Here is a 20,358-nt window from a genome sequence, read left to right as displayed (position 1 = left end):
GGCATTCGTCGCAATCCCCATATCCGCGCGCTCTACGAGCGACTGCTGCTGGCGGGCAAAAGCAGAATGGCCGCGCTCGGCGCGGCCATGAGAAAGCTGGTGCATCTATGCTTCGGCGTGCTTAAAACCCGATCACGATACCGACCAGACTACGTCTGATCGCTTGACGGCCAAGACGGTATCTTTATCTTAAGTGAAGACCGCCCAATTTGATGCGGTCCTGGCGAATGCGCTGTGCTCGTTAGGACGAGTGGAGTTTCCACACAGCCTCGACCCATAGCGGACATCGGCCGAGTCCCCATTCCCTGTCGTGAGCCAACTGCACGGCATCTCGACTTTGTTGGGTCACTCGCGATGGCGCTGACCTTTAGGTCGGGGAAGAGGATGGAGCTGGTTCACCCGGGGCTAAGCTGCCTGCTTGGAGAACTGATTGTGCTTTGCGCACTTCCTTCGTTGCAGAGAGTTCGTAGAACTCGTCCGAAAATGGCGTACTGAACGACCGACGGTTTACGGATAACCACTCCGGCGGGCCTTCTCCTAGTCCTCCTTGGCGGCAGAAGTGCTGCCTTGAGCCTTTCGGTTAACGATACGAGCGAACTTTGAAATGTGGGTGAAAGACGTTTGTTTAACTTCATCTGCTTGGCCGAGCGACATCAATACCGTCCACACTTGGCATAAGGTCAGGCCTATGAGGAGAGCATAAGTCACTCCACGCCATAACTCGGAGTGCAGGATCATCCACTCAAATCGTTTGGCAATTGGAGCAACTACCCCGATGATCAGAACGAACGAAAGAATAATCGTGGAATGGACTATTGGCGTAAAGAAACCATCTATGCCCTCACGGCCAGCAATTCGCGTCCCATCTGCGCGTTTGACGATAGGCTGTTTTAGGCGCTCAGGAAACATGATAGCGACCCACGCCCCTACTACAGCGAACACTATTGCAGCAGTGGTGCGTAGTGCTTCAAACAGTGGCCACTGTTCGGCGAAAGGTATGCTTCGACCAATCCATCCTCCTCCGATAACGACAACACCGGCAAGAACCCAGCGAGCTCGACGAAGTATGGGTGAGTGGACGTTCATGTTAGCAATTTTACGATGTCCTGCCGCTGAACTGCGAGCGATTTTAGGAGAGCTTGCAGGTCGAATATTTCCGGCATGGTGCGAACAAGGTTTACATTGAAAGTATCGCGAGCGATAGACTTGCTGAACCACCGCGGAGAACTTTCGCCTGTAATCTTGAATCCGATGTCAGTCCCGCTGTCCGTACCACCGTCTTTCTGCCATTCAGCTGCTAATCCTTGAACCTGTGCCTTCGTTAATCGAACATTAACAGAAGACTTGAGCGTTGCCTCCGTCAATGACTTGCGCTGCGGGTTGGCGATGCCGAAGCGAGTGAGAGCCTTTTGCCATGTCTTAAGTTCGGCTTGGGTAGTCAGCGTGAGTTGTTCCGAATGGAGGATAGCTGTGATGTTATGAGACTGCGAAGCTATGAAATCGATTTCGCCTGGCTTGGACGCGATAGCTGCTCGAAAGGATGGGATTAAAGATTCGGGGGGAGCGTCCGCTATCTCTCGATAGCCTAGGACTTTAATATCATCGCTATCTGTCAAGGCCGCATCATGTACAACGAACTTTGAGTAATAACGGACAAAGGCTTTGATATATTTTTGAAATGCCTTCTGGCCAGTGAATGGTCTGTCGAATCGCAAGGTCGCGAACACATTCTCCTTGGGCAATATCCAAAAATACGTGGCGAACCCGGCTAGGCGTCCTGCTTCTAAATCCGCGATTTTCACATCTGGCGCGCCCACTGCTGATTGTGCGGAGATTGTTGCTATCCCTCCCTCAGAAGGCGGGGCTTCGTTCCACAGAGCGACGCACCAATCGCCCTGATATTGGTCGATGGCCGCAATATAAGTGGGCAGAGTGTCAGAGTCATCGTCGGAGCCCACCTTTGTTGCTTCCAACGGTAATGTTTCAGACCAACTTTTTAGGCTCGGGAGTATCTGACCAATGTTTCCAAACTTCGGACTGACCGAACTTCGGTTGTAGTATCCGCACCTTTCAATTTTGTAAAAGGTGATATTGGCATGATCAGCCATTCTTGTTCTCCGCTCGGCGTAGTTATGGTTTGTTACGTAGAAGCGTAACCGAATTTTGCGTCAACCGGGCGTTGGCAAAGCTCCGCCTTTCTCGGGGTAGCAAGACGGCACCTTCCGTTTTAAGAAATTGGCCTCTGGTTTGGAAGAACGGTTCTGACCGTCAAGTGACCATTCGCCGGGCGGAACGCATCAAACCTCTGTTTGCTCTGCTATCTCAAGAACATCGTCGACCTCGATGCCAAGATGGCGAACTGCGCTTTCCCGCTTTGTATGCTCGAGAAGCAGCTGTACCGCCCGAAGATTCTTTGTCCGGCGGTAGATCAGCGAGGCTTTTGTACGGCGCATAGTGTGGGTGCCATGTGCAGTATCGTCGAGGCCAATCAATGCGACTCAGCGATGAACAATCCGGGCGTACCGCCGCGTCGACAGATTGAGCGACGTATGCGACCTGCTCGGAAACAGAAAATTCGCCGCCTGTAGCCCTCGCGCCTCGATCCATGCTTCAAGACTCTCACGGATTTGCTCCGTGATCTCGAATTGGACCGGACGCTGAAAATAATGGTGTCAGACTACATTCACACGAAGACGGCCAGATGCGAAGGGGCTGATATCGCCTAGAAAAATCCTACGGCGCGCGAGCACTCAATAGTCGCGTTCCGCCACCCGTTGGACCGCCCTAGCACACAGCACATGCCTAGCTAGCCACGTCCCTGCTGGGTTAGAAGCCGCCCGAAAAGCGCAGCTCAACATGCGGCGTATGCTGTTGAATCAGCTCAGTGCAACAATGCCGGTCACCGTTGCCCCACACCCCTCCACCAACTCCCCATCATGGCTCGCAAACAACACCACCCGATCCTTCCCCCAGGCCTTAAATAACTCCGCCAGCACCGCCCGCCCCCGCGCATCGAACCCATTGCTGGGCCCATCCGCGATCACCACCGCCGGATCGCCCAAGGCCGCCGCCGTTACGAACACCTTGCGCCGCGTGCCGGTCGACATCTGTTCAAAGCGCTTGTCCAGATGCGGCTCCAGGCCCAGGTCATAGGCCAGCTCCAGCGTGGCCTCATCGAGCGCCACATTCTTTTCCGCCGCGACCTGTTCCAGCAGCCCGCGCCCCGTCTGCGTGGGAAACGCGAGGCAGTTGTCGGGCACGTAGGCCAGGCGGGCCTTGGCTTGTTGGGGCGCGTGGGTCAGGGAATGCCCATCTATCCACACATCTCCGCTATCGGGCGCGATGGCGCCGGCGATGATGTTCAGGAGGGTGGATTTGCCGGTGCTGTCTTCTTCGCATAGCGCCACGCACCCGGGCGTGAAACGGTGGGTCAGGCCCTGGAAGACGAGGTAGTCGCCGTAGCGTTTGCTGAGATTGTCGAGTCGTAGCATGGCGGGGAGTTTACGCAGGATCAGGGGGGACTAGAAGCGGCAGCGCGCGCCATGCCATAATTGATAACGATTCCCATTCATTGACAGCGCAGGCCGTGGACTCGACACGCGATAGCCGGTTTTCCACCATTTATAAGAACGACCATCCGTGGCTGGAGCGGCGGCTGCGCAATGGGTTGCGCAACCGCGAGGACGCGGAGGATGTGGCGGGCGAGACGTTTACGCAGTTGCTGTGCCTGCCGGCGCTGGAGCAGTTGAACGAGCCGCGGGCCATGCTGGTCACGATCGCCCGGCGTATTACGTGGCGGCTGTGGCGGCGGCGTGAGCTGGAGCAGGCGTGGCTGGAGGTGCTGCGCTTGCAGCCCGAGGCGCTGGAGCCGTCGGCCGAGGAACGGGTGCAGACGCTGCAGGCCTTGCAGGCGCTGGATACGGCGCTGGACGGGCTGTCAGCCAAGGCCAGGATGGCGTTTCTGTATAGCCAGCTCGACGGCCTGACGCATGTGGAGATTGCGGCGCGGCTGAAGGTGTCGCCGACGATGGTGCGCAAGTACATCGTGCAGGCTTTGCGCCGTTGCTGCGAGGTGTTTGGGGTATGACGGCCTTGGATGCGCGCAGCCGCGAGGCGGCGATTGAATGGCAGGTGTGTTTGTCCAGCGGGCAGGCCAGCGATGCGGACCGCGCGGCGTTTGACCGGTGGCTGGCGGAGAGCCCGAGCCACGGCGCGGCGTGGCAGCGGCTGAATGCGGCGCTGAACGGTACGCTGCATGCGCTGCGGCCGGGGTTGCTGTCCGATGGCGATGCGCTGCGGCGTTCGCTGGTGGGGCCGCAACTGGCGCAGCGCCGGCGGCTGGGGAAGCTGGCGCTGGCGGGCGGGGCGCTGCTGCTGGGCGCGGGCGTGGCGGACCGCTATGTGCCCTTGCAATCCCTGGCGGCGGGCTATGTGACCCGCACCGGCGAGCGCCGGCGGGTGGCTTTGCCGGACGGCAACACGATGGAGCTGGATGCGCGCAGCGCGGCGTCGTGGGAGGGGGCGCACGTGGTGCGGGTGTCGGCCGGCGCGGCGATTTTTGAGGTGGAGGGCAGCCAGGGGCTGCACGTGCGGCTGCCGCAAGGCGAGGTCAGGCTTGCCCAGGGGCGCGCCATGGTGCGCTGCGCGGCCGGGCGCAGTTTCTGCCTGGCCTTGAGCGGGGTCGCCGAGGTGACCACGCTGGCGGGCGTGCGCCAGCCCTTGGCGCCGGGGCAGAGCGTGTGGTTCGACGCGCGGCAGGTGGATGCGGTGCAGAACGGCCAGGAACACGCGGCCGCTTGGCAGAACGGCGAATTGGAAGTCCATGACGAGCCGCTGCAAACCGTGGTGGAGGCGCTGGCCCGGTACCGGCCGGGCTGGCTGCGGATGTCGCCGCAGGCGGCGCGGCTGCGCGTGACGGGGCTGTTTCCGCTGGACGATGGCGACCGGGCGCTGGAGGCGCTGAGGAATACCTTGCCGATCCGGGTGCAGCGGTTGAGCGGCTGGTACGTGATGATCGATCTGGCCTGAATCTTTTTTACGCGCCGGGTGTTTTTTTGATGGCGCCGATGCACATACAGGGAACGCGTGCTCACGCATCCACGGAGTGTTCCATGCTTTCCCTGAGGTTTCCGGCCGCCTGCGTCATCGCAGCCGCCGCCTGCACCGCCCATGCCCAGGCGCTGCGCCAATACGATTTGCCCGCGGGCCGGCTGGATGTGGCGCTGACCCAGATCGCGCGCATCGCGGGCGCGGTGATCTCGTTTCGGGCGGATCTGGTGGCGGGCAAGTCTGCGCCGGCCGTCTCCGGCCAGTTGTCCCTGGAAGAAGCCACCGCTCGCGCGCTGGCCGGAAGCGGGCTGGAGTTGCGGCGCACGCCGGATGGCAGCCTGACGGTGGCGCCGGCCAGCACGACGACGCTGGCGCCGGTGACGGTGGAAGCGGCCACGCTGGGCGTGACGGAAGGCACCCATTCCTACACCACGCCGGTCATGTCCACGGCCACCAAGTTCGCGCTGTCTCCGCGCGAGACGCCGCAGTCGGTCAGCGCGGTGACGCGTCAGCAGATAGAGGACCGGGGGTTTCAGTCGCTGGACGATGTGGCGCGCGATACGACCGGGCTGACCACGCGCCAGATCGGCGGCGGGGAACGCACGCAGTTCTTCTCTCGCGGTTTCGAGATCAGTTCATTCCTGGCTGACGGGGTGCCGCTGGGCTACGACTACGACACGCAGGGCGTGGCGACGCTGGCCATGTACGACCACATCGAGGTGCTGCGCGGCGCGGCCGGCATGATGACCGGGGCCGGCAACCCCTCGGGCACCATCAACCTGGTGCGCAAGCGCGCCACGGCGGTGCCGCAGTTCTCGGTGACGGCCAGCGCCGGCAGTTGGGACAATTACCGAGGCGAAGTCGACGGCTCGGGCCCGCTGAACGAGGCCGGCACCCTGCGCGCCCGGGGCGTGGTGGCCTATCAGGATTCGAATACCTTCAAGAAGGCCTACGAGCACCAGCGCCAGCTCTTCTACGGCACCATCGAAGCCGATCTCACGGCCAACACCACGCTCAGCATCGGCGGCTACTACAACCGGGAAGACAACCCGGGCGCGGATTGGAATGGGCTGCCCACGCGCCGGGACGGCAGCTTCTATGACTTCAATCGCTCGATCCGCTTGTCGCCGGACTGGGCTTATTGGAACAAGGAGAACACCAGCTTCTTCGCCGAACTGGATCACCGTTTCGAGAACGGCTGGTCCGGCAAGCTCACCGCCCGCACGCTGCGCGCCAAGATGAACATGCTGGGCAGCTATCTGTACCCCCTGGAAGACTCGACGTTCTTCGGGCAGGGGCTGGGCCAGTATGCCTATGACAAGACCCAGTACAGCGTGGATGGCTATCTGAGCGGCCCCTTCACACTGCTGGGCCGCACGCATGAATTGGTGCTGGGCGGCAGCTTCCTGAAGAACAAGGACGACGACGGCCCCGGCGGCTGGCCCTTGGACTACAACATGACGGTCGACCCGGAACACTGGGACTCCAGCGCCGTGGAGAAGCCCGCGTTCGTCTACCCCTGGTCGCGCAAGGGATACCAGCGCCAGATGAGCGGCTACGCCACCACCCGCCTGAGCCTTGCCGATCCGCTGACGCTGATGCTGGGCGCCCGGCTGGACTGGTATGAGTACGACATGACGCTGAAGTCCGGCGACTACGTCAGCCCGCCCGCGGACTATAAGGTCAAGCACGAGCTGACGCCCTACGCGGGCCTGATCTACGACCTGGACCGCCAGCATTCCGTCTACACCAGCTGGACCAGCGTGTTCCAGCCGCAAAGCAGCCAGTCAACCAGCGGCGCGCCGCTGGACCCGGTCATCGGCACCAATCTGGAGGCCGGGATCAAAGGGGAGTATTACGACGGCCGGCTCAACGCCAGCGCGGCGGTGTTCCAGATCCGCCAACGCAACCGTCCGGTCGCGCTGGCCACGTCCGCGTGCGGCCCGGGAGTGATCGAATGCTATGCGCCCTCGGGCAAGGTGCAAAGCCGGGGGGTGGAATTCGAAGTGGCGGGCGCGATCACGCCGGGTTGGCAGGTGTCGGCCGGCTATACGTACAACCAGTCCAAGTACCTGGAGGATTCGGGCAGCCTGCGGGCGGGCGCGGCCTACGACACGCAAACCCCGCGCCATTTGTTCAAGCTCTCGACCATGTACACCTTGCCGGGCGCGCTGAATGCGTGGCGCGTGGGCGGGGCAGTGCGCGTGCAGAGCGCGATCAGCTTGCCGGCCTACAACGTGCGCCAGCCGGGGTATAGCGTATGGGACGCGGTGGTGGCGTATCGGGCGTCGCCGAATCTGGATCTGCGCTTGAACGTGTACAACCTGTTCGACAAGTATTACTACCAGGCGATAGGCAGCACGCAGGATAACAACCACTTCGGCGCGCCGCGGTCGTTTTTGTTGACGGCGAAGTACGCGTTTTAGGGTTTGGGCTTGGGATCCGTGGCAAAGCGCCGCGCTATGCGGCGCTTTGCGCCTGTCAGCGATAGCGCCGAATCAAGCCTTACGCTTGGCCGCAGACCATTCAGGTGTTGTCTTTCACCACGGTCGTGGGTCCGTTCGTTTTTACCGACGCAATGCCGTTGTCTCGCGCTGCGGTACTCGAATACATTTCACTGCGCCCGATGGACTGCCCATTCGCCGCAATCAACGTGAAATAAGGCGAGCCGTCAGTTGCGGTCTTGCGCTGATAGCGGTCGTCCAGCGGCGAATTCTGGCGAACGATGCAATGCCGTCCTGAGCGCAGGCTAGTTCAACAATGGGTCGATACTGCGATGCACACACATGAATGCCGGCTGATGATAGTCCATGTCTTGCGTTCAGGGCATGCAAGAAAATGAGGGCCGCTTATGCGGCCCTCATCGTCACAGCTCGGCGAATCTATTCGATCAACCCTTACGCACCTGCGCAATCAACCCATCCAACTGCGTCAGCATCGTATCCATTTCCTCGGCCGTCACATTCAACGCCGGCATGAAGCGCAGCAGGTTCCCGCGCGGCGCATTCAGCAGCAACCCGGCCGGAGCCAGATTCCGCGCGGCGTCGACGATGGCGGGACCATCATCCCGATCCATTACCAGCGCGCGCAGCAGGCCCAGGCCGCGCTCGCCCTTCATGCCGTACTTGGCCGACAGGGCCAGCAGGCCTTCGGACAGTTGCTTGGCGCGGGCGTTGACCGATTCCATGAAGCCCGGCGCGGCCAGGGCGTCGAACACCGCGACGCCGACCGCGGCCATCAGCGGGTTGCCGTTGTACGTGCCACCCTGGTCGCCATGCGAGAACACGCAGACTTCCTGGCGCGCCAGGAGCGCGGCCAGCGGCACGCCGCCGCCGATGCCCTTGGCCAGCGTCATGATGTCCGGCACCACGTCGGATTGCTGGTAGGCGAACATGGTGCCCGTGCGGCCCATGCCGGTCTGGACTTCGTCGACGATGAAGAGCAGCTTGTGTTCGTCGGCCAGCTTGCGCAGGCCCTGCATGAACTCCTTGCTGGCCGGGATGACGCCGGCTTCGCCCTGGACGGGTTCGAGCATGATGGCGACGGTCTGGTCGTCGATCAGCTTGCGCACGGATTCCAGGTCGTTGATTTCGGCCTTGGGGAAGCCTTCGACCTGCGGGGCGAACATCTTGTCCCAGCCCGGCTTGCCCGACGCGGACATGGTCGCCAGCGTGCGGCCGTGGAAGCCGTGGTTCATGGTGATGATCTTGTACGCGCCCTTCTTGTTGACCTGGCCCCATTTGCGCGCCAGCTTGATGGCGCCTTCGTTGGCTTCGCCGCCGCTGTTGGCGAAGAAGACGCGGTCGAAGACGGACGCGCCGGTCAGGCGCTGGGCCAGTTCGATGGACGGCACGTTGTAGAAGGCCGGCGAGGGGTTCATCAACAGCTTGGACTGCTCCAGCAGGGCGCGCTGCATTTCCGGGGCGCAGTGGCCCAGGGTGTTCACCGCCCAGCCCTGCACGAAGTCCAGGTATCGCTTGCCCGCGTGATCCTCCAGCCAGGATCCCTGGCCTCGCACGAACACGAGGTCCGGGCGGGAGGTGATCTCCATGAGGGTGTTGACGTTGAACTGGCTGAATTCCATGGCGGTTCCTGCGGGGTGAAAGGACAGGGTAGGGAAACTTCGGGGGTCGAGAAAACGCAAATGTAGCACCGACGCAGGGATGCTATCGTGACGCACCCCCTGCCGATCCGCCCCGGGCCGCCTCAAAAGGGCCGCCAGCGCGGGCGCTCTATTTTATGCAAGTGGCGCGCCCCTCGCGCGCAGCCCTTTGTTGCTTTTTACTGACCAATCATGAAACGTATTCTTTCCAGTCTGGCCGCCGGCCTGGCTCTGACGGCGGCGGCGGCTACCGCCCACGCCGCGTTCCCCGAACGCCCCATCCGCCTGATCGTGCCGTTCCCGCCCGGCCAGGCCACCGATATCTTCGCCCGGGCCCTGGCCGAAAAGCTGGGCGCGGCCGTGAAGCAGCCCATCGTGGTCGAGAACCGCGCCGGCGCCGGCAGCAATATCGGCATGGAGCAGGCCGCCCGCGCCACGCCGGACGGCTACACGCTGGTGATCGCGGGCTCTGCCGCGGCCGTCAACCAGACGTTGTACAAGACCATCAATTACAGCCTGACCAAGGATTTCGCGCCGGTGTCGGGGGTGTTTTCGGTGCCGCTGATGTTCCTGGCGACGCCGGCTTCGGGCATTACGTCGCTCAAGCAGTTGGTGGAGCAGGCGCGCGCCAAGCCGGGCGATCTGGCCTATGCCAGCGCGGGCATCGGCGGCACGCAGCACTTGTCGGCCGAAATGTTCAAGGCGGCCGCCGATATCGACATCCGCCACATTCCGTACAAGGGCAGCGGCCCGGCGCAGGCGGATTTCCTGGGTCATCAGGTTCCGCTGATGGTGGATTCGGTGACGGCGGGCCTGCCGCACGTGCAGAGCAAGAAGGCGGTGGCGCTGGCCGTGACGACGGCCAAGCGGCTGCCGCAACTGCCGGACGTGCCGACGGTGGCGGAATCGGGCTATCCGGGCTTCGAGGCCATTGGGTGGGCCTCGGTCCTGGCGCCGCAAGGCACGCCGCCGGAAGTGACGGGCTACCTGAGCCAGCAGATCGGCCAGGTGCTGAATGCGCCGGAAATGCAGAAGTTCTTCCGCGATCGTGGTGCGGAACCGATGCCGTTGACGCCCGACGCTACCGGCAAGTTCATCGCCGGCGAAGTGGAGAAATGGGGCAAGGCCGTGAAGCAATCCGGCGCGCAGGTCGACTGAGCGCCGTGCCGCGATCCCGGCGCTTGCCGGGATCGCTCGCCCGCCGCGCCTAGCGCGGCTGGGTCAGGGGGGGATCGTCGGGCTGCCCCGGCCCTCCCGGCAGATCCGGTCGGCCAGGTTGCCCCGGCACGTCCGGCGGCTTGCGGCCGGGCTCGGTGTCATCCTGACCGGGCGGGCGCGACGGATCGTCGATGGGCGGGATGGAAGGATCGTCAGGCTGCTGGTGCGCGTTCATGAGTGTCTCCTGAAGGTGCGTTGGAGCGGGTGCTCCCCGGCCGCGCCCAATGCGATTGCGATTCGCGCAGGGCGGCGCGCGCGGTGCAAGTCCACGATAGGCGCGGCGGGCCGCCGCGCCCAGATCACGCAGGACGAATCCCTCTAGTACTTTTTGCCTATCTCGCGGCCGCGCTTCCACAGTCGGTAAAAAAGCACCCCTCCATCTGGTGCGCCTGCTTCTTACGCGCTTCCCGCGCGATTCCTATAGTGGGTTCGTCCGCAGCCGGGGTTCTCCTGGCTTGCGGTCTCATGTAACCCGGAACGCAAGGAGCGACGGCATGGACAAGGACCGCATCAAGGGCGCCGCCAAGGAAGTCAAAGGCGCGATCAAGGAAACCGCCGGGAAGGTGACCGGCAACCGCGAAACGGAAGTGGAAGGCAAGACGGAAAAGACCGTCGGCAAAGTGCAACGCAATGTAGGCGAAGCCAAGGATCAGGCACGGGACTTGCTGGGCAAGAAATAAGCGCGGCTGCCCGCCGGCATGCCTCGCTGTGTCCAATGAACGCCTAAAGGAGAAGAACATGACCCATCGAATCTGGCTTGCGCTGATGCTGGCGGTCGCCGCCGTCACGGCGGGTTGCAACACGATGGAAGGTGCCGGCAAAGACATCGAACGTGGCGGGGAGAAGATCCAGCAGAAGGCCCAGTAGCCCCCTCAAGGGGGAGCCTGCGTTTACGGCCGGCGCGCTGATCACGCGCCGGCCCTTTTTGCGTTCGGGCGGGCCGGCGCATGATTCCCGCGGCGCGCTTCAGCGCGAGAATCCGCGCGCGGCGATCTCCCATACGTCCTGCACCACGCGGTCCTTCACCGCCACCAGCCCGTCGTGCAGGTTGAAGGTGGGGTCGACGTGCGAGGGCACCAGGCGCAGCACCGCGCCCAGCGCGGGCGCCTGCGCGCCGGGCTCCACGCGCACCACGCCGTGTTCGTCGTTGATGGAGGCGTAGACCAGCCCCGGTTCGCCGTAGACCGCGGGCGGGCCGCATTCGGCGGTAGTGGATTTCAGGCCGGCGTCCAGGATGACGCGGTCGGGCGTCGGCGTGCTCATGACGGTGGACAGCACGAAGAGGCTGTTCTGGAACACGAGCGGTCCGTTCCATTCGTTGGCGCCGTAGTCGCCGTCCATGAAGGCGTAGGAGCCGGCCTGCAATTCGGTGTAGACGCCGCTGGCCGCGTCGAATTCCGCGCTGCCGGTGCCGCCCCCGGTGATGGTGTCGCAGGCGATGCCGCTTTCGCGCAGCAACTGGGCGTAGGACGCGGCGATGCGGGCGGACTGGCGGCAGGTGGCGGCGCGTTCTTCGCGCGTGCGGAAGTGCTGCACCGCGCCGTGATAGGCCTGCAGGCCGGCGAAATTCACGCCGGGCAGGGCGCGGGCCTGCTGCGCCAGCGCCAGCACCGTGGCGTCGTCGGACACGCCGCAGCGGCCCTGGCCCACGTCCACCTCCACCAGCACGTCGATCTCGGCGCCGGCCTGGACCATGGCGGCCGACAACTGCGCCAGGTTCTCGGCGTTGTCCACGCAGACGCTCATTTTCGCGGCGCGCGCCAACTGGCCCAGCAGCGCCAGCTTGGCCGGGCCGACGACTTCGTTGCTGATGTGGATGTCGCGGATGCCGGCGGCGACGAAGGGCAGGGCTTCGCTGACTTTCTGGCAGCAGATGCCGCGCGCGCCCAGGGCCAACTGGCGCAACGCGATCTCGGGGCATTTGTGCGCCTTGGCGTGGGGCCGCAAGGCCACGTCGTGGCGGTCGGCCCATGCCTGCATGGCGCGCAGGTTCGCTTCGAAGGCCGCCAGGTCCAGCACCAGGCTGGGCGTGTCGACTCGGGCCAAGGGATCGCCCGGCTGGGCCGCCGGGGGCAGCGCTATGCCGCGTATGACTTCCTGGGACATCGGGGACGCTCCGTTGTTATTGCACCGCGTGGGATGTAACCGCGCCATAACCAAACATGGGCCGGTCATAACCTAAAGGCCATGCGACCCCCTGGTAAACGATAGCCCGGTAAGCATTGGCTACAGAAGGTCGACATGACAGAATTTCATCATAAAGAAAGCCCCCGAGGGGAGGCGCGTTTTTGCCGCCGGGCACAAGACCCGGCGGCAAAAACCAACAATATTCGAATCGTCAGCAACGTCACGGAGAAGCCCGCATGAAACTGAAGCACTGGATCACCACCCTGACCCTGGCCGTCGCCGCGGTCGGCGCCGCGGGCACCGCCCAGGCGCAGCAATTCTTCCGTATCGGCACGGGCGGCACGGCCGGCACCTACTACCCCATCGGCGGCATCATCGCCAACGCGGTGTCGCAGCCCGGCAAACTGATCGCCACGGCGGTCGCCTCCAACGGGTCGGTGGCCAACATCAACGGCATCCTCGGCGGTTCGTTCGAGTCGGGCTTCACGCAATCCGACGTGGCCTACTGGGCCTACAGCGGCACCGGCACCTTCGAAGGCAAGCCCAAGGCGCAGGACCTGCGCCTGATCTCCACGCTGTATCCGGAAAGCATCCACCTGGTGGCGCGCAAGGGGTCGGGCATCAAGAGCGTGGCCGACCTGAAGGGCAAGCGCGTGTCGATGGACGAGCCGGGCTCGGGCACGCTGGTCGACGTGCGCCTGATCCTGGGCGCCTACGGCATGACCGACAAGGACATCAAGGCCGAATACCTCAAGCCCAACCAGGCCGGCGACAAGCTCAAGGACGGCGGGCTGGACGCGTTCTTCTTCGTGGGCGGCGCCCCCGCCGGCGCCATCTCGGAACTGGCCTCCAGCGGCGCCGGCATCGAGATCGTGTCGCTGGTCGGTCCCGAGATCGACGCGCTGCGCGCCAAGCAGGAGTTCTTCACGCCCGACAGCATCGCCGCCAACACGTACCAGAACGTGGGCGAAGTGAAGACCATCTCGGTCAACGCGCAGATGGTCACGTCGGCCAAGCTGCCCGAGCAGGTGGTCTACGACGTCACCAAGGCGCTGTACAGCGACGCCACGCGCAAGACGCTGGACACCGGCCATTCCAAGGGCAAGCTCATCACGCGCGACAACGCGGTCAAGGGCGCGGGTATTCCGTTCCACCCGGGCGCCGAGAAGTTCTACAAGGAAATCGGCTTGCTGAAGTAGGCCCCCCCGAGCGCCTTCGGCGCTTCCCCCAGGGGCGCCGCAGTGGGCCGGCGTAGCCGGACCCACGCGGCCCCGATTGGGGCGGCGGCGGCGTGCGGCGAGTTTGCTGCTTGGGAAACGAAGTTTGCCTATCTGCGGTGCGCTGCGCCGCGCTTGAGTGGGGCCGCCATGAGCGGCCCTGCTTGTTGAATCATCCTGAGAATCACGGCGATGGAAATAGACCACGACAAGACCCAGCAGCTCGCGGAAAAGTACGATTCGGAAATCCGCTTCCGGCCGCTGGACAAGACAGCCACCTGGATTGTCTCCGGCCTGCTGGTGACGCTCTCGATCTTCCACTACTACACGGCGGGTTTCGGGCTGCTGCGCGAGGCCACGCACCGCGGCGTGCACCTGGCGTTCGTGCTGAGCCTCATTTTCCTGGTGTTCGGCTTTTCCAAGGCGCACTACACCCGCGAGCCCAAATCGACCTGGTACGCGCCCGGCGGCATTCCGCTGTACGACTGGATCATCGCCATCGTGCTGGCCCTGTCGGTGCTGTACATCCCCTACATTTTCGAGGACCTGGCGTTCCGGGTCGGGAATCCGCTGCCCGAAGACGTGCTCATGGGGTCGATCCTGCTGATCGGCCTGCTGGAGGCCACGCGCCGCGCCATGGGCTGGCCGCTGCCCATCATCGCGCTGGTCTTCATGGCATACGCCATGTTCGGCCCGTACTTCCCGGGTCTGCTCAAGCACGCGGGCAATAACTGGTCGCAGATCGTCAACCATATGTACCTCACCAGCCAGGGGGTATATGGCGTGGCGGTGGGCGTGGTGGCGACCTACGTGTTCCACTTCGTGCTGTTCGGGGTGCTGGCCACGCGCATCGGGCTGGGCCAGTTGTTCCTGGACGTAGCCTCCACCGTCGCGGGCCGCTACGCCGGCGGCCCGGCCAAGGTGTCGGTGTTCGGGTCCGCCATGTTCGGCATGCTGTCGGGTTCCTCGGTGGCCAACGCGGTGACGGTAGGGTCGCTGACCATCCCCGCCATGATCCGCATCGGGTATCCGCGGCACTTCGCCGCGGGCGTCGAGGCCGCCAGCAGCACCGGCGGGCAGATCACGCCGCCCATCATGGGCGCGGCCGCCTTCCTGATGATCGAATTCCTGGGCATCCCGTACCAGCAGATCGCCATCGCGGGCATTTTTCCGGCCTTCCTGTATTTCTTCGGCATGTTCATGCAGGTGCACTTCGAGGCCAAGCGCGAAGGCCTGCGCGGGCTGACCGAAGAAGAAATGCCCAAGCTCAAGCAGTCGTTCAAGATGCGCTGGCCGACCCTGATCCCGCTGGTGCTGCTGATCGGCGTGCTGGCCAGCGGCCGCACGCCCTACCTGGCGGCGTTCGCGGGCATCACGGGCTGCATTGTGGTGGGCCTGCTGAACCCCTTCCAGCGGCTGCGCTGGCGCGATCTCTACGAGGCCTTCGAGACCGGCGCGAAGTACGCGCTGGCCGTGGGCGCGGCGGCGGGCACGGTGGGCATCGTGATCGGCGTGGTGACGCTGACCGGCGTGGGCTTCAAGATCTCGTACATTGTGATCTCGGCCTCGCAGGTGCTGGCCAGCGGCGCCGCGATGATCCTGCCCGCGTCGATCGCCGACATGCAGTCGCTGACGCTGGTCGCCGCGCTGCTGATGACGGGCATCGTCTGCGTCCTGATGGGCTGCGGCGTGCCCACCACGGCGAATTACCTGATCATGGTGGCGGTGGCCGCCCCCACGCTGGTGCAGTTGGGCGTGCAGCCCATCGCGGCGCACTTCTTCGTGTTCTATTTCGGCATCCTGGCGGACATCACGCCACCCGTGGCGCTGGCGGCCTACGCGGCGGCGGGGATGGCGGGCAGCGACCCATTCAAGACCGGCAACACGGCGTTCCGGCTGGGCATCACCAAGCTCATCGTGCCGTTCGTGTTCGTGTTCTCGCCGTCGCTGCTGATTTCGGTCCAGGGCTTCACCTGGTACGACTTCTTCGTGACGCTGTTCGGCTGCATCGTCGGCCTGGTGCTGCTGTCGGCCGCGTTCTCGCGCTATATGCTGGTGGGCATGAAAAGCTGGGAACGCTGGCTGTGCACGATCGGCGCGCTGCTGACTATCGTGCCGGGGTTGACCAGCGGCCTGATCGGACTGGCGATCTGCATTCCGGTGTTCGTGCGCCAGTTAGCGCAGCTCAAGCTGGAAAGCGCGCCCAAGGCCGCTTGAGGCCCCTGCCCGCAAAATAAAAGGGGCGGATCGGACTGATCCGCCCCTTTTATTCCGGAATCAGGTATTTTGGCAGCAATTGACCGAAGAAGGCGCGGCTGTTGCCCCAGGGTGACGGCATACAACATTCCCCCGCCGGGCCGGTTGCCCGGCCCTATAAATCAGCGTAAAGTAAAATTCATGTTTGCTGGTCTGCCGATATGCGGGCCGACTGTGCAAACAGGCACAAAACTGCGCCATATGTTCGATATCCTGGTTTATCTGTACGAGAATTACTACACGCCGCAAGCCTGTCCTGCGGCCGACGTGCTGGCCAAGCGGCTTGCCGCCGCCGGGTTCGAGCACGAAGACATCGACGACGCTCTCGGGTGGCTCTATGGGCTGGCCGAGACCACGGAACGATGCGTCGACTTGGCCCAGGCGCCCACCACCGGCACCCGCATCTACACCGATCACGAATACCAGCAGCTCGGCACCGAATCCATCGGCTTCATCGCCTTCCTGGAATCGGCCGGCGTGCTGCCCGCGCCCCTGCGCGAAATCGTCATCGACCGGGGCCTGGCCGCGCCGGAATCGCCCGTGCCGCTCTCCAAGATCAAGATCATCGCCCTCATGGTCCTCTGGAGCCAGGAGGCCGAGATCGACAATCTGGTCCTGGAAGAACTGCTGGACGACGACGGCACGCGCCGCCTGCATTGAGCGCGGCGCGCCGCCGCACCGGATCCCCCTTGCCGCTCCCCGCGCGCTACCGCGCGGGCCTAGTCCCGTGAACTACGTAGGCCGTTTCGCTCCCAGCCCCAGCGGCCCGCTGCATGCGGGTTCGCTGGTCGCCGCGCTGGCGAGCTGGCTGGACGCGCGCGCGCACGGCGGCCGCTGGCTGCTGCGCATCGAAGACGTGGACACGCCGCGCACCGTGCCCGGCGCGGCCGAGCGCATCATGGGGCAACTGGAGGCGCTGGGCCTGGCCTGGGACGGCGAGGTCATGTGGCAATCGCGCCGCGGCGACGCCTACCAGGCCGCCTTCGACAGCCTGGCGGCGCGCGGCCTGATCTACGGCTGCGGCTGCACCCGCCGCGAAATCGCCGATTCCGCCCTGCGGGGCCAGGCCCAGCCCGGCGCCGACGGCGAACGGCCCTACCCGGGCACCTGCCGCCACGGCCTGCCGGAAGGCCGCCAGGCGCGCGCCTGGCGCGTGAGGCTGCCGGAAGGCGTGGAACGCTTCGAGGACCGCTGGCTGGGCCCGCAGGAACAGGATGTGGCGCAGGCCGTGGGCGACATGGCCCTGCGGCGCGCGGACGGCCTGTGGGCCTATCAACTGGCCGTGGTGGTGGACGACGCGGCGCAGGGCGTCACGGACGTGGTGCGGGGCGCGGACCTGCTCAGTTCCACCGCGCGCCAGCGCGTGCTGGGCCGCCTGCTGGGCCTGCCCCCGGTGCGCTACCTGCACGTGCCGCTGATCCTGGACGCGGGCAGCGGGCTGAAGCTGTCCAAGCAGAACGGCGCGCCGGCGGTCGATACCAGCGCGCCGCTGGAGGCGCTGAAAGCCGCGTGGAGCGCGCTGGGCTTCCCCTCCTTCGAGGCCCCGGACCGCGCCGCCTTCCTGCGCGAAGCCGCCGCGCGCTGGGCGCGGCGCTTCCCGTAGGCTCTAAAACTGCCTGTGTCTGACACCCGTACGGGATGCCCGTCGGGCTGAAGCTTCTGTTTCCCGGGTGTCTGACACCCGGGAAGATCGGCGACAGCCCGTACCGGCATCGCGTACGGGTGTCAGACACCTGGCTTCCGGCATGGCCCGGCCGCCTACAGCGGCTGCAAGTCCGCGCCCAGCATCCGCACCAGCAGCGCCTCGCCGTCCTCGGCCACGCGCAGTTCGCCGTATTTCGCGACCTGGTAACGCTCCGCCTGCCCCTCGGGGAAGAAATAGGCGTTGGTCACGATGCGCACGCCGTTGTTGCGGACGCGGTAGCGCAGCGGCACCTCGCCCTCGGTATGGGGATGCACCTCGGACTGGATGCGCAGCGGCTGCGCAACGCCGCGCTCGTCGCGCGCCAGCATGACGTAGCCGTCGGGCTCGTAGCCCAGGATGGAAGCGTCATCGCGCTGGCTCTCGCCGCCCAGGCGCAGCCGCGTGACCTCCCGGCTGGCGGCGAAGTTCAGGGCCATGTAGTCGCCCTGCATGAGCGAACGGGGGTCTACCGGCGCCAGTTCCAGGATGACCACCTTGCCGGAAGCCAGCAGTTTTTCGCGCTGCCAGATCCCGCCGTTGGCCACCGCCAGCACCAGCGCCAGGCCACCCAGGATGGCCAGCGTGCGCCAGCGCAGCGCGCCCGACACCGGCGGCAGCGGCCCGCGGGCGGCGGCCGTCTGCGTGCGCATCAGGCGCGGCACCAGCCACACCAGGCCCCGCAGGAGGAAGAGCAGCACCGCCGCGCCGCCCAGCCACAGCGCCTTCTGCAGCAGCGGCACGTCGAGCTGGTAGTAATAGACGCCCAGGTAGGCCAGCAGGCTGAGCACGCCGAAAATGACCAGGCGCGGCTGGTTCAGGCCGAAGCCCAGCAGCAGCCAGGCCAGGGCGAAGCCCACGCCCGGGCTGGGCAGCCAGAACAGGGCCAGGACCAGCAGCGCCAGCGGGACGCCCCAGGTCACGCCCGCCGTCAGCATGCGGCGGCGCGGCCACAGCACCGCCAGGGCCGCGGCCGCGGGAAGCACGGCGCCGGCCGTCACCAGCACCGCCGTCCGGGGGTTGAGCTGCCACATCGCCGGCAATTGCTGGGCCGAAATGCCGCTGGCCAGCCACACCATGCCCTGGACCGACAGCAGGAAAGCCCAGGCCAGCGGCTGCAGCGTATGGCCGCGCCTGCCGCCCAGGCGGCGGCCAAGGGTGAACAGGACCGCCGTGGCCCAGGCGCCCGTCACCGCGATGGGCAGCCAGACGAAGGTGGCCTGCGCCACGTCGAAATCCAGCCAGGCGTCCAGCAGGTCGTCGCGCATCAGTTCCGGCGCCACGCCGCGCCAGATCAGGCCGGCGGCCGCCAGGGCGATCAGCAGCCCGCTCAGGAAGCGCAGGATCGCGTCCGGACCCAGCGCATAGACCGCCGCGGCCATCAGCAGCACGAACAGGCAGGCGTTGGTGAACGAGGTGGAACTGGACAGGCCGTAGATGATCAGGATCTGGCCGGTGAAGGCCATGGCCGTGCCGCACTGGCGCCAGAAGGGCCCGGCGTCGCTGCGCAGCACCGCCACGCCCGCGGCGCACAGCACCAGGCCGGCCACCAGCGCGCCTTCCTCGGTCGTGATCACGCCGGAGAAGGCCACGAACACCAGCAGCAGCAGGGTGGCCAGCCAGGCGCTCAGGCCCAGCAGGCACTGCACGAACCACGGCGGGTCGGCCTGCGCCGCGGCGGCCGGCGCCAACTGCGCCACCGGCGCGCCCGATTCGGCCGGATCGACCGCGTTGCCCGCCGACGCGGCGGCCGGTTCGGAATCCGCCGCCGCCACCGGCGCCGCCGGTTCCGCGCCCAGCCGGCGCAGCCAGCGGGCGGCCCAGACCGCTTCGGCCATCAGCAGCGCGGCCAGCGGCAGGGCGGCCCACACGCCGGGTTCCAGCCGCAGCAGCCATTCGCCCACCACCCGCAGCGACACACAGATCACGCCGGCGGCCAGCATGGCCAGGATGACCAGGTCGCGCCGGCCCCGCTGATAATAAAAGCCCAGGCCCAGCGTGACCGCCAGCCAGGCCACGCCGTTGGCGGTGCCCAGGCCGCGCAGGATGTAGTCGCCGAACATCAGGGACACGACCAGCACGCTGATGGTCAGGGCGGCCAGGATGCGCGGCCCGAAGAGCGTGCTGGCCCGCCAGCGGCGCGCGGCCGTTTCCCAGGCCAGCAGCAGCACGAGGTTCAGGGCCGCCACGATCAGGCTGGCGGCCCCGGGGCCGCCGAAGACCATCCACCAGTCGAAGGCCCGTTCGCCCAGCCACAGGGCCATGGCCACGTTCAGCACCAGCACCCAGAGCAGCCAGACCGCCTGGCTGGCCGCCGCCAGGGCCCAGGGCAGCAGCAGCACCGCCCACCAGGCGAACAGTTCCCAGGTATCGGCGCCAGTCTGGTAAGTTTGGCCCAATAGCGCGAGCAGGGCGCCGAGCAGGATGCCGGCCAGCGCCAGCAGGGCGCCGGGAATGCTGCGGCGCACGCCGGGGGTGGCGCGCAGGCGCATTCCGGCCCAGGCTGCGGCCAGCGCGCAGGCCGCCAAAAGCCCCTGGATACCGGCGAAGCGCTGTACTTTTGTCATGTCCTGCCAGTTGGCGGCGACCCAGCAAACCGCCGCGCTGCCCAGCAGCAAAACGCCCAGCCAGAGGGTGCTTCGCGCCAGAAATTGACGCCAAGCGTGCAGTTCGGATCCCGCTTGTCTTTCAGTGCCGACTTGCATCTC

17 protein-coding genes and 3 pseudogenes are annotated in these 20,358 nt (G+C 65.4%); 11 read left to right on the top strand and 9 right to left on the bottom strand.

The window, feature by feature from the left end; genetic code table 11:
• Positions 1-159: pseudogene (locus AVE30378_RS16105) on the top strand (IS110 family transposase); the annotation flags it as partial.
• Between the two features lie 378 nt (positions 160-537).
• Here AVE30378_RS16105 and AVE30378_RS16100 read toward each other — a convergent pair.
• The 4 genes and pseudogenes from AVE30378_RS16100 to AVE30378_RS16085 all read right to left on the bottom strand — a co-directional run bounded on the left by AVE30378_RS16100 (position 538) and on the right by AVE30378_RS16085 (position 3,491).
• A complete protein-coding gene (locus AVE30378_RS16100; protein ID WP_208742398.1) occupies positions 538-1,086 on the bottom strand; it encodes a hypothetical protein in 549 nt (182 codons plus the stop codon).
• Positions 1,083-2,108, bottom strand: coding sequence for a hypothetical protein (locus AVE30378_RS16095; RefSeq protein ID WP_129241877.1), 1,026 nt, complete (start codon positions 2,106-2,108; stop codon positions 1,083-1,085). The genes AVE30378_RS16100 and AVE30378_RS16095 overlap by 4 nt, the downstream gene beginning before the upstream one ends.
• Before the next feature lie 189 nt (positions 2,109-2,297).
• A pseudogene (locus tag AVE30378_RS32860) lies at positions 2,298-2,660 on the bottom strand (tyrosine-type recombinase/integrase); the annotation flags it as partial.
• Between the two features lie 216 nt (positions 2,661-2,876).
• Entirely contained in the window at positions 2,877-3,491 is a 615-nt protein-coding gene (locus AVE30378_RS16085; protein WP_129241876.1) for an ABC transporter ATP-binding protein, read from the bottom strand.
• A 95-nt stretch (positions 3,492-3,586) separates the two neighbouring features.
• Between AVE30378_RS16085 and AVE30378_RS16080 the strand changes: the two genes are divergently transcribed.
• The 3 genes from AVE30378_RS16080 to AVE30378_RS16070 all read left to right on the top strand — a co-directional run bounded on the left by AVE30378_RS16080 (position 3,587) and on the right by AVE30378_RS16070 (position 7,475).
• Positions 3,587-4,087 carry a sigma-70 family RNA polymerase sigma factor gene (locus AVE30378_RS16080; protein ID WP_244235064.1) on the top strand — a complete coding sequence of 167 codons (501 nt, stop codon included), beginning with the start codon at positions 3,587-3,589 and terminating at the stop codon, positions 4,085-4,087.
• Positions 4,084-5,028 (top strand): FecR family protein, encoded by a 945-nt coding sequence (locus tag AVE30378_RS16075; RefSeq protein ID WP_129241874.1) that lies wholly within the window; start codon positions 4,084-4,086, stop codon positions 5,026-5,028. The genes AVE30378_RS16080 and AVE30378_RS16075 overlap by 4 nt, the downstream gene beginning before the upstream one ends.
• 83 nt (positions 5,029-5,111) lie before the next feature.
• On the top strand, positions 5,112-7,475 hold the full coding sequence (locus AVE30378_RS16070; RefSeq protein WP_129241873.1) for a TonB-dependent siderophore receptor: 2,364 nt from the start codon (positions 5,112-5,114) through the stop codon (positions 7,473-7,475).
• Between the two features lie 100 nt (positions 7,476-7,575).
• On the opposite strand, the pseudogene AVE30378_RS16065 reads toward AVE30378_RS16070, so the two are convergent.
• Both AVE30378_RS16065 and AVE30378_RS16060 read right to left on the bottom strand, forming a co-directional pair.
• Positions 7,576-7,889 (bottom strand): annotated as a pseudogene (locus AVE30378_RS16065) (YegP family protein).
• A 50-nt stretch (positions 7,890-7,939) separates the two neighbouring features.
• Complete coding sequence (locus AVE30378_RS16060; protein ID WP_129241872.1) at positions 7,940-9,133, bottom strand: acetylornithine transaminase; 1,194 nt, start codon at positions 9,131-9,133, stop codon at positions 7,940-7,942.
• Between the two features lie 210 nt (positions 9,134-9,343).
• Here AVE30378_RS16060 and AVE30378_RS16055 point away from each other — a divergent pair, with 210 nt between their 5' ends.
• Positions 9,344-10,309 (top strand): Bug family tripartite tricarboxylate transporter substrate binding protein, encoded by a 966-nt coding sequence (locus AVE30378_RS16055; RefSeq protein ID WP_129241871.1) that lies wholly within the window; start codon positions 9,344-9,346, stop codon positions 10,307-10,309.
• A 49-nt stretch (positions 10,310-10,358) separates the two neighbouring features.
• On the opposite strand, the gene AVE30378_RS16050 is transcribed toward AVE30378_RS16055, so the two are convergent.
• The gene (locus tag AVE30378_RS16050; RefSeq protein ID WP_129241870.1) at positions 10,359-10,544 is read right to left on the bottom strand and encodes a hypothetical protein; all 186 of its coding nucleotides are present in this window, start codon (positions 10,542-10,544) and stop codon (positions 10,359-10,361) included.
• Between the two features lie 319 nt (positions 10,545-10,863).
• On the opposite strand from AVE30378_RS16050, the gene AVE30378_RS16045 reads away from it, so the two are divergent.
• Together AVE30378_RS16045 and AVE30378_RS16040 are read left to right on the top strand one after the other, a co-directional pair.
• On the top strand, positions 10,864-11,049 hold the full coding sequence (locus AVE30378_RS16045; protein ID WP_129241869.1) for a CsbD family protein: 186 nt from the start codon (positions 10,864-10,866) through the stop codon (positions 11,047-11,049).
• Positions 11,050-11,107: 58 nt separating this feature from the next.
• Complete coding sequence (locus AVE30378_RS16040) at positions 11,108-11,236, top strand: entericidin A/B family lipoprotein (RefSeq protein WP_129241868.1); 129 nt, start codon at positions 11,108-11,110, stop codon at positions 11,234-11,236.
• A 99-nt stretch (positions 11,237-11,335) separates the two neighbouring features.
• On the opposite strand, the gene AVE30378_RS16035 is transcribed toward AVE30378_RS16040, so the two are convergent.
• Positions 11,336-12,475 (bottom strand): DSD1 family PLP-dependent enzyme, encoded by a 1,140-nt coding sequence (locus AVE30378_RS16035; RefSeq protein ID WP_129241867.1) that lies wholly within the window; start codon positions 12,473-12,475, stop codon positions 11,336-11,338.
• A gap of 257 nt (positions 12,476-12,732) precedes the next feature.
• Between AVE30378_RS16035 and AVE30378_RS16030 the strand changes: the two genes are divergently transcribed.
• The 4 genes from AVE30378_RS16030 to gluQRS all read left to right on the top strand — a co-directional run bounded on the left by AVE30378_RS16030 (position 12,733) and on the right by gluQRS (position 17,572).
• Positions 12,733-13,695, top strand: coding sequence for a TAXI family TRAP transporter solute-binding subunit (locus tag AVE30378_RS16030; RefSeq protein WP_129241866.1), 963 nt, complete (start codon positions 12,733-12,735; stop codon positions 13,693-13,695).
• A gap of 210 nt (positions 13,696-13,905) precedes the next feature.
• Positions 13,906-15,930 carry a TRAP transporter permease gene (locus AVE30378_RS16025; protein WP_129241865.1) on the top strand — a complete coding sequence of 675 codons (2,025 nt, stop codon included), beginning with the start codon at positions 13,906-13,908 and terminating at the stop codon, positions 15,928-15,930.
• A 240-nt stretch (positions 15,931-16,170) separates the two neighbouring features.
• Positions 16,171-16,629, top strand: coding sequence for a Smg family protein (locus AVE30378_RS16020; protein WP_129241883.1), 459 nt, complete (start codon positions 16,171-16,173; stop codon positions 16,627-16,629).
• A gap of 67 nt (positions 16,630-16,696) precedes the next feature.
• Positions 16,697-17,572 carry a tRNA glutamyl-Q(34) synthetase GluQRS gene (gene gluQRS / locus AVE30378_RS16015; RefSeq protein WP_165360203.1) on the top strand — a complete coding sequence of 292 codons (876 nt, stop codon included), beginning with the start codon at positions 16,697-16,699 and terminating at the stop codon, positions 17,570-17,572.
• 155 nt (positions 17,573-17,727) lie between these two features.
• Here gluQRS and AVE30378_RS16010 read toward each other — a convergent pair whose 3' ends face one another.
• Positions 17,728-20,355 (bottom strand): GDYXXLXY domain-containing protein, encoded by a 2,628-nt coding sequence (locus tag AVE30378_RS16010; protein ID WP_129241864.1) that lies wholly within the window; start codon positions 20,353-20,355, stop codon positions 17,728-17,730.
• Positions 20,356-20,358: the final 3 nt, after the last annotated feature.

It is taken from the genome of Achromobacter veterisilvae (genome assembly GCF_900496975.1).
Taxonomy (GTDB): domain Bacteria; phylum Pseudomonadota; class Gammaproteobacteria; order Burkholderiales; family Burkholderiaceae_B; genus Achromobacter; species Achromobacter veterisilvae.
The sequence above is the reverse complement of the archived record's forward strand: the minus strand, read 5'-3'. Positions and strand labels throughout refer to the sequence as shown.